This is a genomic window from uncultured Arcticibacterium sp. (assembly GCF_964021845.1).
Classification (GTDB): Bacteria; Bacteroidota; Bacteroidia; order Cytophagales; family Spirosomataceae; genus Arcticibacterium.
This window is the reverse complement of sequence record NZ_CAXHZC010000006.1, coordinates 160283-172998: the sequence shown is the minus strand read 5'-3', so window position 1 is coordinate 172998 and position 12716 is coordinate 160283. Positions and strand designations below refer to the sequence as shown.

Below are 12716 nucleotides of genomic sequence, written 5' to 3'. Positions count from 1 at the left end.
ACTTTTCTTTAAATTGATTTATTAAAAACAAACGCTATGAAAAAGGTCTTTAAAATTGTTGGTGGTATTTTAATCTTGATACTAGCCTTCGTGTTTCTTTTTGTACCAAAAGTAATTGACAAGAAGTTTAATGTTGTTTCTCAAAAGCCGCCTTATAGTATCTCAGAAGCTGGACAAAGACTATATGATTCATTAGATTTTGTGGCTGATATGCATTGTGATGCACTGCTTTGGAAAAGAGATTTGCTAGAGGAAAATGATTTTGGGGCGGTAGATATTCCAAGAATGTTAGCAGGTAATGTTAGTCTGCAAGCATTTACTATAGTGACCAAATCGCCTAAGGACTTGAATTTTGACAAAAATACGGGCGAAACAGACCAAATTACTTTACTCAGTATGGTACAAGCACGGCCTATAAAATCTTGGTTTAATTTGACTGAGAGAGCATTAGCTCAGTGTAAAGCTTTGCATAGTTTTGAAAGTAAGTCAAACGGGACGTTCAGGGTAATTGAATCAAAGGAAAATTTAAGAGCGTATTTGAAAGATAAGCGTGAAAATAAAAATATCACTGCGGGCTTTTTAGGAATTGAAGGAATGCATGCTTTAGAAGGAGAAATAGAGAATGTAGATAAACTCTATGACGCAGGCGTAAGAATGATGTCTCCTGTTCATTTCTTTGATAATAAATTAGGAGGTTCGGCACATGGCGTAGGGCATGAAGGACTCACTGATTTTGGAAAAGAAGTGATTAAGAAAATGCAGGACAAAAACATGATTTTGGATGTGGCTCACTGTTCTCCAAAAATGGTGGATGATATTTTCGAAATAACCCAAAAGCCTATTGTAAGTTCTCATACAGGAGTGAAAGGCACTCAGAATTCAGTTAGAAATATTTCTGATGAGCATATTAAAGGAATAGCTAAAACGGGCGGACTTATAAGTATTGCAATGTTCGAGCCTGCCACGGGTACTAAAACGCCAGCCTCTACGGCTAGAGCCATTAAATATTGCATAGACTTAGTGGGTGCAGACTATGTAGCTTTAGGTTCTGACTTTGACGGTGCTATAGAAACGCATACTGACATAACGGGTCTGTCGCTTTATGTAGATGAGTTACTAAAATTGGGTGTTTCAAGTGCAGATATCAGAAAGGTGATGGGAGATAATGTAAAGCGACTTTTATTAGAAAACCTTCCAGATTAGGCTTTAGAATATTCTTGCTTGTTTTTTAACACTTGATAAATTGCTAAGTATTTTATCATTTTTTGCACATAGCGTAAAATTTTAGCAGATTTGTGCTAAATATTATTGCAAGAGAACGTTATGAAAAAAATCTGTAAGAACATCGCCCATTTACGCCATTTGAAAGGTTTCTCTCAAGAAAACATGGCAGAGCAGCTAGGAATCACGCGTTCACGCCTTAGCTCATGGGAAGAGCACAGAGCTGCTCCACCTATTGACATGCTCATTCAGCTTTCAGATTATTTCAATATTTCTGTAGATTCTCTTGTAAAAATAGACCTGACAAAGGTGCAAGACCTTCGTGATTTACTAAAAATAGGAGGGAACAGGATTCTCTTTCCCGTTATGGTAGACCAAGACCAAAATGACCTCATAGAATTAGTGCCGCTAAAAGCATCGGCAGGTTATTTAGATGGTTATGCCGACGAGGAATTCATAGAAAATTTACCACGCATAAGTTTGCCTTATGCCACCAGCGGCAAGTTTAGGGCCTTTCCTATAAAAGGAGACTCTATGCCACCGTTAGAAAGTGGGGCCTACGTGATAGGTAAATACGTAGAAAATATAGACGACATAAAAGACGGAGACACCTACGTGGTGCTTACCCAAAACGACGGCCTAGTTTATAAAAGACTATATAACACCACCAAAACGGACGGCACCATACAGTTTCATTCAGACAATAAGTCTTACCTGCCATATCATATTAAGCCAGAAGATATTTTTGAGGTATGGCATTTTGTATGCAGCCTAAACCCAACAGACCGACCTATTTCCGATTTACTCTATAATGCGATCCAAGATATTCAGAATAGCTTAGTAGGCTTTAAATTAGATGGTCGTAAGATGATTGGCCAGGGCTAATTTTAAATGGAAGTTTTCGGAAAAACGAAACTGATATGAAGTAGTCCCGTTAGGGACGAAACATCGGTAGAAATGAATATATCGTTGTTCAAGAATGTCCCGTTAGGGACAATACCTCGCTAAAACAAACGCGAAACACACAGCACCATGCCCAACACATACACACAAATCCACATTCAAGCCGTCTTTTCCGTCCAAAATAGAACATGCCTAATCGATAATTCTTGGAGAGAAAAATTGTATAAATACATCACAGGCATAATTCAAGCAAATGGGCATAAATTATTGGCGATAAATGGAATGCCAGACCATATACATATTTTATTCGGAATGCGACCAACGCAATCTCTCTCAGATTTAATGCAAGATGTAAAAGGAGATTCATCCTTAGGGATTAACCAAAATGGATTTGTAAAAAGTAGGTTCTCTTGGCAAGAAGGTTACGGGGCTTTTTCTTACAGCAAATCAGACGTTTCTAAGGTTATTAGTTACATAGAAAACCAAGAAGAGCATCATAAAAAGAAAATATTCAGGCAGGAATATAAGGAGTTTTTAGATCCGTTTAATGTCGATTATGACGACCGTTATATATTTAAACGAGTTGAATATTCTTGATATATTTTGTTCGGTTATATCGTTATTGACGTTTTCGGCGAATGTTTCGTCCCTAAGGGACGCCTCTTTCGCTCTGCTAACATTTTTTTTCTACCGAGGTTTCGTCCCTAACGGGACTAATTTATAATTTTGTTCAGAACAAAAGGAGAAGAACATGATTACAATCAAACGCTGTACATCTGAAAATATCGATTTCATTAATCTAGTAGCCGCTCTTGATAAAGAGCTCGCAATCATTGATGGTGATGACCATGCTTTTTATAGCCAGTATAATAAGATTGACAAAATTCAGTATGCGATTGTAGCTTATAAAGATGAGGTTCCTGTCGGTTGTGGAGCTATTAAGCAGTTTGACGCAGACAGCATGGAGGTAAAGAGGATGTATGTAAATCCCAATGGAAGGAATATGGGAACAGCTACTGTCATGCTTAAGGGTTTAGAAAACTGGGCTAAGGAATCAGGCTATAAAAAATGCTTATTAGAAACAGGGAAAAGGCAAGAGGATGCTGTGGCTCTTTATACCAAAAATGGTTATGTCGTGATTCCTAATTATGGTCAATACGAAGGTGTAGAGAATAGTGTATGTTTTGAGAAAGTGCTGGGCTAAGTGTTTTTCTGCTTATATTGGATTATTACATCATGGTTTTAGTTATTAACTTAATAACACAAAATGAAAACCTTTAAAAGTATTCTTACATATCTGATGGCAGTATTCATGATATACGGTGGCGTTAATCACTTTTTGAAGCCAGCCATGTATGTCCCTTTTATTCCTGATTTTCTACCAACAGATTTTATTAATTATGGTTCTGGTTTGCTAGAAATTGTTCTGGGTATAGGACTGCTGATTCCAAAATTTAGATACAAGGCAGCTCTTGGTGTATTGATTCTAATGCTAATATTTTTGCCTTTACATATTCTAGATGTTTTTTCAGATACACCTGCCATAGGCAGTCATCAAGCAGCTTTGGTAAGGCTTGCTGTTCAGTTTCTATTTATTTTGTGGGCTTGGTTTATTAGTAGGAAAGCTCAAGCATAAACAAAAAAAGACTCAACCATTTCTGATTGAGTCCCAGTTTTTAGAATTACTCTTTTCTTAAAGAATGCCTTTTGCCATGCTAAGGATTCCGCCTAATTGATTAGGCAGGGCTTTCTCTGCTGCTTTAGCAGCTAATCCACCACCGTCAAGTTTATTGACATTACCCATAGCACCACCAATAAGGTCGTTTAATCCGCCAGACTTACTTCCTAAAATAGAAGAACCACCTTGCATTAGACTCAATCCAGACTTAAGAGCAGATGCTTTTCCAATTAGTCCGCCTCCGCCACCAAGCATATTTCCAATTCTATTGGCACCCAACATTAATTTAACGGTATTGATGATTTTTTTCAAAGGACCTTCTTTCACCATTCCTTTTGATGCTAAAGGAGCCAGCTTACTTAAGTTAGCGGCTTGGCTTAAAAGCCCTTCTTTAAAATCGCCACCTGTGTCATTAGCTTCAGTTTCTATGCCTGAGCTTAATTGACTAATAGCAGAGCTTAGGCCTTTTTTATCTCCTGATTTTTGCAATGATAAAACATTATCTAACATACCATCAAGAGATTGACTTTGTGCAGATAGACCTAAAATTAATAGGCCGAATACTAATAATACTTTCTTCATCTTATATAAATTAATTACAATAATACTTTATAACTTCATAGGCCTTTACATAACCTAGTTCGCCTGATTTACTAAGGTCAAAACAACCTTTGTCGGAGTCGCCAAGAGCGTGTTCTATTAAACCTCTAACGTAATAAGCTTCTTTATAGAATTCGTTTAGGTCGATAGCATTTGTTAAATCAATGATGGCTTCACGCTGCAAACCTTCCGCTGAACGAACCAAACCACGTGCAAAGTGAGCAGGAGCCATGGTAGGGTTTAAATCGATGGCAGTGCTAAGGTTAGATAAAGCGTCTTTACTATGTCCACTTTTAAACTCTGCAATACCTCTTAAGTAGTATGCATCAGATCTGTTTTCAGAAAACGTGCTGATTTGTATTTCGTCTGAAACCGCGTTTCTTAATGATGCCAATTTCTTTTCTGGCATGTTTGGAGAATATTCGAACTTAGATTCTAAACCTGGATTGTTATATTCTATTGATTTTGTTAAGTCTTGAATAGCAGCTCTTTGGTTGTTAAGTTTGGTGTAAGCAAACCCTCGGCCATATAAAGCTTTGATATTAGTTGGTTCTAATCTTAATGAAGCATCAAAGTCAGTTTTGGCACCTGTGTAATCTCCCGATTTAGCTTTTGCAAAGCCTCTGTAATAAAATGCATCTGCATCTTGTGGGTTTAAATCTAAAGCTTCATTATAATCAGAAACGGCCTGAGCAAATTCTCCAACTTGTACATTTGCAAAACCCCTTTCGGCGAATGTTTGAGAACGTTTCGGGTTGATATCAATAGACTTAGAGTAATCTGATATACTGCCTTTGAAATCGCCTAGTTTAGATTTGCATAAACCTCTTGAAAAGAAAGCTTGGTACATGCTGCTTTTATCACTGTTAAGTTCAATAACTCTATTGAAGTCAGATATAGCACTTCTATATTCGTCTAACTTGCTAAGTGTAAAACCTCTTTGCAGGTATGCGTAAGAATCTTCAGCGTTTAATTCAATACATCTGTTGAAATCTTGAACTGCAGCTCTTGGCTCACCTTGTTCGGTTTTACTAATACCTCTATAAAGATAAGCCATTGGCTCACGAGGGTTTAGACTCGCTGCTCTATCAAAATCTTGTATGGCTCCACGGTGGTCTTTTAATGCTTGTTTTGCCAAGCCACGGTTATAATAACTTTGAGAGTTTTCTGGGTTCATTGAAATGGCTCTGCTGAAGTCTGAAAGTGCTCCAGTAAAGTTTCCAACTTTAGTTTTGTTAACGCCCTGTTCAAAATAATCAGCGGCAGTTTGCTGACCATAAGAGATAGATACAATGAGAAGTAGGAAAGGTAGTAATCTTAATTTCATTTTTTTATTAGAAAAGGTATATGTCAAAATTAAGATTTCAAAAAGATAAAAGTGGTATGAAATCTTAAAAATTGGTTAAAATAGTACCGAAACCCCGAATAATAGAACAAAAAACAGGGTTGAAAGTGCCAATTGCCTTAAAAGAGTATCTGGATTTGGAAGTTTGAAGGCACGGATAACATTAAACGCAAAAAGTGGAAAACTGAGTAAAAACCAGAAGGAGATGTCACTTTTAAGGATTACAAAAACTACAATAAGAATGAGAGCTAGACCTAATAAAAAGCTATGATAAATAAGGCCTTTTTCTCTTCCCAGTCTGGCAGGAATTGTCATTTTGCCGGCGGCAATATCAGATTTGATATCTCTAATGTTATTGAGGTTTAAAACACCGGTGGCTAAAAGACCGCAGCTTAAGGCAGGAAGAACATTGTAGATGTCAAATGACAGCGTAAAAAGAAAATTGCTTCCTAAGACACCAACCAAACCGAAAAACAACAAAACGGAAATGTCTCCAAGACCTGCATAACCGTAAGGCTTTTTTCCTGCTGTATAGGTATAGGCGGCTAAAATACACAGTAGGCCAAGTCCTAAGAAGCCGATGAATAAGGAAGAGTCCGCTGATTTGAAAGAATAGTAGAGTAAAGCAATTCCGGAGACTAAAGAGAGCACTCCAAAAACTACAATTGCTCTAAACATACTTTGACCAGAAATTTCTCCTGTTTGAACAGCTCTAGCCGGTCCAACTCTTTCAGAAGAATCGGCACCGTTTTGGGTGTCGCCATAGTCGTTGGCAAAATTAGAAAGTACTTGAAGTAAAATGGTGGTTAGGCAAGCTAATCCGAAAATAATCCAATCAAACGCACCCGCATAAGCAGCTAAAAAGCTACCCATTAGTATACATGAAAGTGCTAAAGGAAGTGTTCGTGGCCGAGCGGCAGAAATCCAAGGAGACATAAATTAAGATTAAGGTCAGAAAGCTTAAAGTCCAACAGCAGCTTTAAATTCTGCGTCTTCTGGTTTTATTTTAGAAGCAAAGAAATGAGTTACTTTACCCTCTTCGTTAATTACGTATTTACAGAAGTTCCAGGTTGGGGCTTTATCATTCCAGCCGTTTAAATCTTTTTTGCTTAACCATTGAAAGAGTGGATGCTGGTTTTCCCCAATTACATCTATTTTTTCAAACATCTGGAACTCTACGCCGTAATTTAATTGACAAAAAGAAGCTATTTCATCATTTGTTCCTGACTCTTGTGCCCCAAAATTATTGGCTGGAAAACCTAGGACTATAATGTCTTCGCCATGTTCTTTATGAAATTTTTGCCAGTCGGCATATTGCGGTGTGTAACCACATTTAGAGGCAACATTCATTACCACTACTTTTTTTCCTTTGTATTGTGACAAATCAATCTCCTGGCCAGTCAATGACTTCATTTTAAAGTCATAAAAAGAACCTAAAACTTCTACATTTTCTGGTAGGGTAGCCACTTCTTTTTTGTTGGATAATAAATTTTTGATGGTGGTAAAGTTCATGGCAAGGAGGCCTATGAGCACCAAAGCGATAAGAATAAGGGCTATTTTCATTTGTCTTGATTTAAAAGTTTGATACACAAAGTTAGCTAAAACTTCGATTGTATGTTATAACCTTTAAATCAAGACATTGAATTTGTTTTTACATTTCTTTCATTTCACCAACTAACTTACCAATAGTTGATTTAGCATCACCAAAGAGCATTAGGCAGTTGTCATAACCGAATAGTTCGTTTTGAACACCAGCATAACCTTTACCCATACTTCTCTTACTCACTATTACGGTTCTAGCCTTATCAGCATCTAAGATTGGCATACCGTATATAGGACTTTGAGGGTTTTCTCTGGCGGCCGGGTTAACTACGTCATTGGCCCCTACCACAAATACTAAATCAGTGTTTTGGAAATCGCCGTTGATTTCGTCCATTTCTATCAATTTGTCGTAAGAAATATTGGCTTCAGCCAAAAGTACGTTCATGTGACCTGGCATACGACCAGCCACTGGGTGAATGGCAAAACGGAATTCAATATTTCTTTTTTCGCACTGCTCTGCTAACTCACGAATAACGTGCTGAGCTTGTGCCACTGCCATACCATAACCTGGAACTACAATGACAGAAGATGCAGAATCAAAAAGCATAGCCGCTTCTTCTACACCTACTTCTTTCACTTGAATTTCATCGGCATCGCCACCGTCGGCACTTACAGTTTGACCAAAACCTCCTAAGAGTACATTGACAAGTGACCTGTTCATGGCTTTACACATGATTTGCGTCAAGATAATTCCTGAAGCACCCACTAAAGCACCTGAAACTATAAGGACATTGTTATTTAAAACAAAACCTGTGGCACAGGCAGCCATTCCAGAATAAGAGTTAAGTAATGAAATTACTACGGGCATATCTGCTCCCCCAATTGGTAAAACAGTTAAGATTCCTAGAATTAGAGATAAAGCAACCAAAGCAAAAACATAAGTAGAATCTATCTGATAGATTATAGCGAAGACAGAGGCTACTATGGCTAAAATCAACAAAATGAGGTTTAATAAATGCTGACCGCCAAATGTGATAGGCTTACCAGAAATTTTTCCGTTCAGCTTTAAAAAGGCAATGATAGAACCAGTAAAGGTTAAACCTCCAATAAAAATACTGAGTGCTGTACTTGTCCCAGTAATGGCATCAACAGTTAAATTTAACTCTTGAGAGTTTAACCAATAAAATGATAAAGCCACAGCCAATGAACCAAGCCCACCAAAACCATTAAATAGGGCTACCATTTCTGGCATTTGGGTCATTTCTACCTTAAAAGCGATAAATAAGCCGATGGCAGAACCAATAACCACACAAATTAAAATTTCTACTAACGAGACGGCTTCAACTTGCACTACTGTAGCCAATACAGCTATCAGCATTCCTAGTGAAGACAATTGATTTCCTGTACGGGCTTCTTTCGTTTTACCCATTTTTTTGATGCCTATAATAAAGAGTATAGAGGCTACCAGGTAAGCGATTTGTATATATATATTCATTATCTATTCTTTTTCGTTTGGTTTTAAGTTTTACCTTAAACCATTAACCTCATTTTTTCTTTTTAAACATTTTAAGCATCCTATCGGTTACGGTGTATCCACCTACCACGTTAATGGTGGCTAATACTAAGGCTAGCATGCCCAGCCATTTGCTGAATGTAGTATAGCCTAATTCATTACAGGCCAAAATAGCTCCTACCATGGTAATACCAGAGATAGCATTTGACCCTGACATTAGCGGCGTATGAAGTGTTGGCGGAACTTTGGTGATTAACTCAAAACCTAAGTAACTGGCCAAAACCAAAATGTAAAAGAGAATGATTAGTGATTCTGTTGTCATAATAATTATTTTTTGACAGATGTGGGATGCTAGATGTTTGATGTTGCTTTGAGGAACATTCGGCACCTAACATCAGGCACCTTAAATTCCTAAAATTTGTTTCGTAAAGCCATGGACTATCTCACCCTTATGCGTGATAAGAGAACCCTTGGTTATTTCTTCTTCCATTTCCCACTTGAAAGCATCTTTGTCTGCCAAGTGAAGTAGTAAAGTACTAATGTTAGTAGCGTAAAGCTGACTAGCATTTATTGGAAGTAATGATGGTAAATTAGATTCGCCTATAATGGTAACACCATGTTTCACCACAGTTTTATTCATTTCGGCTATTTCGCAGTTTCCTCCAGACTCTACAGCCATATCTACAATAACGGCACCCGTTTTCATAGATTTTACCATTTCTTCTGTTACCAAAACTGGAGCTTTTTTACCAATCACCAATGCCGTGGTTATTACTATATCGGCCTCTTTGATTTTTTCTTGGATAAGCTCTTTTTGTTTTTGCAAAAACTCTGCAGATACCTCTTTGGCGTATCCTCCCTCTACTTTGACGCCTTCTACACCTTCTACGGTTAAGAATCGACCACCGAGAGATTCTACTTGCTCTTTGGTTTCTGGACGCACATCGGTTACCTCTACCACAGCACCTAATCTTTTGGCGGTAGCAATGGCCTGTAAGCCTGCTACTCCTGCACCAAATATTAGAACTTTAGAAGGTGTGATGGTACCTGCGGCTGTCATCATTAATGGGAAAATCTTTCCTAGAGCATTTGCTCCAAGAAGCACCGTTTTGTATCCAGCAAGGTTGGCTTGAGAGCTCAAGGCATCCATTTTTTGTGCTCTTGAAATACGCGGCACCGCATCCATAGAAAATGAAGAGATGTTTTTCTTTTTCATCACTTCTAAAACTTCAGGAATGGTGTAAGCATACATAAACGACATGCATACCGAAGCATCTGGGAACATGCTTACCTCTTCTGCCGTAAAGGCGTTTACCTTTAAGATTATATCAGATTGACAGGCTTCTTTTGTATTTTTTGCAATACTTGCACCTGCATCTGTATATCCTTGGTCAGAAAAGGAGGATTTTAATCCAGAGCCTGTTTCAACGCATACGTCAAAGCCCTTTTTAACTAGAGATTTTACAACATCCGGGGTAAGGGCTACTCGGTTTTCGTAGGCCTTTGTTTCTTTTAAAACTGCTATTCGCATTGTTAGGTTTCCTTGTAAGGTGGTTCTGTTATGACCCCAAAAATAGTTATTCTGATTAAATTACAAACCAATTGTTTCAGTGGCAATCAATAAGACATCAGAATTGAGCCTTATTTTATTAGTTTTGTGCCATTAACTTATCAACGTAACATCTATGAAATCAAAGTTTTTAGGACTTTTTCTATTTTTAATATTTTGTAATTTAGAACTTTACGCTCAGCCAGGAAGCGGTACCAAATGGACACCAGAGGGAGATGCCTACTACCTAGAGAATGAGGGAGCAATAGTGAAATTTGACCTCAAAACACAAGAATATACCCCAGTAATTACAGCCGACAGATTTATACCCAAAGGTCAATCAGAGCCTTTGGAATTGAAAAATTTTGTTTTTACGCCAGACCAAAACCAACTTTTGATTTTCACTAATTCAAAGAAAGTTTGGCGATATGAAACCCGTGGCGATTATTGGATTTTGAATTTGCAAAGCAATGAACTAAAGCAATTGGGTAAATCTTTGCCAGAGGCAACTTTAATGTTTGCCAAAATTTCGCCTGACGGTCAAAAAGCAGCTTATGTGAGTCAAAGAAACATTTATGTAGAAGATTTAGCTTCAGGGAAAATTAAGCAATTGACTAAAACGGACGGTCGGCCAAAACTTATTAATGGAACTTTTGACTGGGCTTATGAAGAAGAGCTAAGCTGTTATGACGGTTTTAGATGGAGTCCTGATAGCAAGAAAATAGCTTATTGGCAGCTGGATGCTTCTGGTATTAAGTATTTTAATATGATTAATAATACCGAAGATATTTATTCAAAAGTGATTCCGATAGAATACCCTAAAGTAGGTGAAGACCCGTCTGCTTGTAGAATAGGCGTGATGGATGTAAAAAAGGGGAAAACTAAGTGGATGAATATTCCTGGTGACAACAAGCAACATTATATACCTAGAATGGAGTGGGCAGGAAACTCTCAAGAATTAATGGTGCAGCAGCTTGACAGAAAGCAGCAAGTGTCTAAAATCATGTATGCTAATGTGAAAAGTGGTGAGGCTAAAACCATTTTTGAAGAAACAGACGAAGCTTGGGTAGATGTGCGTACCATTTGGCATGACGATAACCCTGCTGGCTGGGAATGGATAAATGACGGAAGAGAGTTTCTTTGGGTAAGTGAGAAAGATGGTTGGAATCACCTTTATAAAATTTCAAGAGATGGTAGGAATGTGTCCTTAGTTACGGATGGTAATTATGATGTGATAGACCCGCTGATGTATGACGAAAATACTGACTTTGTGTATTTCACAGCTTCGCCTGACAACGCCATGCAAAGGTACCTTTACAGAGTGTCAGTAGGCAGCAAAGGTAAAGCAGAACGTATTACACCAATAAACCAAGAGGGGACAAATTCTTATGAATTGTCTGCCAATGGAAAGTTTGCGAGCCATTTATTTCATAACCACTACACTTACCCTGTGAGGGAGTGGGTGACACTGCCAGACCATAAAGCATTGGATGACGCAAATGGCGTAAACAGCAAAATAGACCCTGCTAAAAAGGAGGCATCTAATATTGAATTTGTAGAAGTTAAAACGGCAAGCGGAGTTGATATTCAAGGTTGGATGGCTTTGCCAACAAATTTTGACCCAACTAAGAAGTACCCAACTGTTTTTTATGTTTACGCCGAGCCGGCCAACCAAACGGCTTTAGACAACTATGCTACAGGAAAAAATCGTCAATACATTGGTAGTATGGCGGACGATGGCTATATCTATATTTCTGTAGACGGAAGGGGCTCTCCTGCACCAAAAGGAAGAGCCTGGAGGAAGGCTATTTATAAGAATATTGGAATAATAAACATCAAAGACCAAGCAGAAGCCGCTCAAGAGTTGATGAAGAAGTACAGCTTTATTGATTCTGAGAGAATAGCGGTTCATGGCTGGTCTGGTGGAGGAAGTACTACGTTAAATTTACTTTTCAAGTATCCTGATATTTATCAAACGGGTATTGCGGTGGCCGCCGTAGGAAATCAACTGACTTATGATAATATTTATCAAGAACGTTACATGGGCGTTCCGCCGGAAGATTTAGCTGGTTTTGTGGAAGGTTCTCCTGTAAATCACGTGCAGGGTTTTAAGGGGAAGTTACTTTATATACATGGAAGTGGTGATGACAATGTGCATTATCAAAATGCAGAAATGCTAATCAATGAAATGGTAAAGTATAACAAGCAATTTCAGTTTTTTGAATACCCAAACCGTACACACGGAATAAGAGAAGGCGAAGGCACTTCACTTCATTTAAACACGATGTTTACCAAATTTTTGAAAGAGAATTGCCCTCCGGGAGCTAAGTAATCTTTTAATAACTTTATACCTAAAACGCCAATC

General features: G+C 38.0%; 13 protein-coding genes. 6 read left to right on the top strand and 7 right to left on the bottom strand.

All coding sequences use genetic code 11. The features are described 5' to 3' along the window. The first annotated feature begins 36 nt into the window (after positions 1-36). The 5 genes from AADJ06_RS16875 (at position 37) to AADJ06_RS16855 (ending at position 3760) form a co-directional block, all read left to right on the top strand. A complete protein-coding gene (locus AADJ06_RS16875; protein WP_341227659.1) occupies positions 37-1203 on the top strand; it encodes a membrane dipeptidase in 1167 nt (388 codons plus the stop codon). A gap of 120 nt (positions 1204-1323) precedes the next feature. Continuing rightward, the gene (locus AADJ06_RS16870; protein ID WP_341227658.1) at positions 1324-2106 is read left to right on the top strand and encodes a LexA family transcriptional regulator; all 783 of its coding nucleotides are present in this window, start codon (positions 1324-1326) and stop codon (positions 2104-2106) included. A gap of 147 nt (positions 2107-2253) precedes the next feature. Further along, the gene (gene tnpA / locus AADJ06_RS16865) at positions 2254-2721 is read left to right on the top strand and encodes an IS200/IS605 family transposase (RefSeq protein ID WP_341227657.1); all 468 of its coding nucleotides are present in this window, start codon (positions 2254-2256) and stop codon (positions 2719-2721) included. A 154-nt stretch (positions 2722-2875) separates the two neighbouring features. Next, positions 2876-3328: a GNAT family N-acetyltransferase gene (locus AADJ06_RS16860; RefSeq protein ID WP_341227656.1), complete on the top strand. Its 453-nt coding sequence runs from the start codon at positions 2876-2878 to the stop codon at positions 3326-3328. 63 nt (positions 3329-3391) lie between these two features. Then, a complete protein-coding gene (locus tag AADJ06_RS16855) occupies positions 3392-3760 on the top strand; it encodes a hypothetical protein (protein WP_341227655.1) in 369 nt (122 codons plus the stop codon). Between the two features lie 57 nt (positions 3761-3817). On the opposite strand, the gene AADJ06_RS16850 is transcribed toward AADJ06_RS16855, so the two are convergent. The 7 genes from AADJ06_RS16850 to AADJ06_RS16820 form a co-directional block, all read right to left on the bottom strand. Next, a complete protein-coding gene (locus AADJ06_RS16850) occupies positions 3818-4384 on the bottom strand; it encodes a hypothetical protein (protein WP_341227654.1) in 567 nt (188 codons plus the stop codon). Between the two features lie 10 nt (positions 4385-4394). Continuing rightward, the gene (locus AADJ06_RS16845) at positions 4395-5729 is read right to left on the bottom strand and encodes a tetratricopeptide repeat protein (RefSeq protein ID WP_341227653.1); all 1335 of its coding nucleotides are present in this window, start codon (positions 5727-5729) and stop codon (positions 4395-4397) included. Positions 5730-5804: 75 nt separating this feature from the next. Continuing rightward, positions 5805-6683 carry a 1,4-dihydroxy-2-naphthoate polyprenyltransferase gene (locus AADJ06_RS16840; RefSeq protein ID WP_341227652.1) on the bottom strand — a complete coding sequence of 293 codons (879 nt, stop codon included), beginning with the start codon at positions 6681-6683 and terminating at the stop codon, positions 5805-5807. Between the two features lie 24 nt (positions 6684-6707). Continuing rightward, positions 6708-7310, bottom strand: coding sequence for a glutathione peroxidase (locus tag AADJ06_RS16835; RefSeq protein ID WP_341227651.1), 603 nt, complete (start codon positions 7308-7310; stop codon positions 6708-6710). Positions 7311-7398: 88 nt separating this feature from the next. Beyond that, positions 7399-8784 (bottom strand): NAD(P)(+) transhydrogenase (Re/Si-specific) subunit beta, encoded by a 1386-nt coding sequence (locus AADJ06_RS16830; RefSeq protein ID WP_341227650.1) that lies wholly within the window; start codon positions 8782-8784, stop codon positions 7399-7401. Between the two features lie 49 nt (positions 8785-8833). Then, the gene (locus AADJ06_RS16825; protein WP_341227649.1) at positions 8834-9124 is read right to left on the bottom strand and encodes an NAD(P) transhydrogenase subunit alpha; all 291 of its coding nucleotides are present in this window, start codon (positions 9122-9124) and stop codon (positions 8834-8836) included. 81 nt (positions 9125-9205) lie between these two features. Continuing rightward, positions 9206-10333 carry a Re/Si-specific NAD(P)(+) transhydrogenase subunit alpha gene (locus AADJ06_RS16820; protein ID WP_341227648.1) on the bottom strand — a complete coding sequence of 376 codons (1128 nt, stop codon included), beginning with the start codon at positions 10331-10333 and terminating at the stop codon, positions 9206-9208. Positions 10334-10487: 154 nt separating this feature from the next. Here AADJ06_RS16820 and AADJ06_RS16815 point away from each other — a divergent pair, with 154 nt between their 5' ends. Next, the gene (locus AADJ06_RS16815; RefSeq protein WP_341227647.1) at positions 10488-12683 is read left to right on the top strand and encodes a S9 family peptidase; all 2196 of its coding nucleotides are present in this window, start codon (positions 10488-10490) and stop codon (positions 12681-12683) included. Positions 12684-12716 lie beyond the last annotated feature (33 nt).

Coding starts and splice junctions, on each gene's coding strand:
- AADJ06_RS16875 (WP_341227659.1), top strand. CDS start 37: ATGAAAAAGGTCTTTAAAATTGTTGGTGGTATTTTAATCTTGATACTA.
- AADJ06_RS16870 (WP_341227658.1), top strand. CDS start 1,324: ATGAAAAAAATCTGTAAGAACATCGCCCATTTACGCCATTTGAAAGGT.
- tnpA (WP_341227657.1), top strand. CDS start 2,254: ATGCCCAACACATACACACAAATCCACATTCAAGCCGTCTTTTCCGTC.
- AADJ06_RS16860 (WP_341227656.1), top strand. CDS start 2,876: ATGATTACAATCAAACGCTGTACATCTGAAAATATCGATTTCATTAAT.
- AADJ06_RS16855 (WP_341227655.1), top strand. CDS start 3,392: ATGAAAACCTTTAAAAGTATTCTTACATATCTGATGGCAGTATTCATG.
- AADJ06_RS16850 (WP_341227654.1), bottom strand. CDS start 4,384: ATGAAGAAAGTATTATTAGTATTCGGCCTATTAATTTTAGGTCTATCT.
- AADJ06_RS16845 (WP_341227653.1), bottom strand. CDS start 5,729: ATGAAATTAAGATTACTACCTTTCCTACTTCTCATTGTATCTATCTCT.
- AADJ06_RS16840 (WP_341227652.1), bottom strand. CDS start 6,683: ATGTCTCCTTGGATTTCTGCCGCTCGGCCACGAACACTTCCTTTAGCA.
- AADJ06_RS16835 (WP_341227651.1), bottom strand. CDS start 7,310: ATGAAAATAGCCCTTATTCTTATCGCTTTGGTGCTCATAGGCCTCCTT.
- AADJ06_RS16830 (WP_341227650.1), bottom strand. CDS start 8,784: ATGAATATATATATACAAATCGCTTACCTGGTAGCCTCTATACTCTTT.
- AADJ06_RS16825 (WP_341227649.1), bottom strand. CDS start 9,124: ATGACAACAGAATCACTAATCATTCTCTTTTACATTTTGGTTTTGGCC.
- AADJ06_RS16820 (WP_341227648.1), bottom strand. CDS start 10,333: ATGCGAATAGCAGTTTTAAAAGAAACAAAGGCCTACGAAAACCGAGTA.
- AADJ06_RS16815 (WP_341227647.1), top strand. CDS start 10,488: ATGAAATCAAAGTTTTTAGGACTTTTTCTATTTTTAATATTTTGTAAT.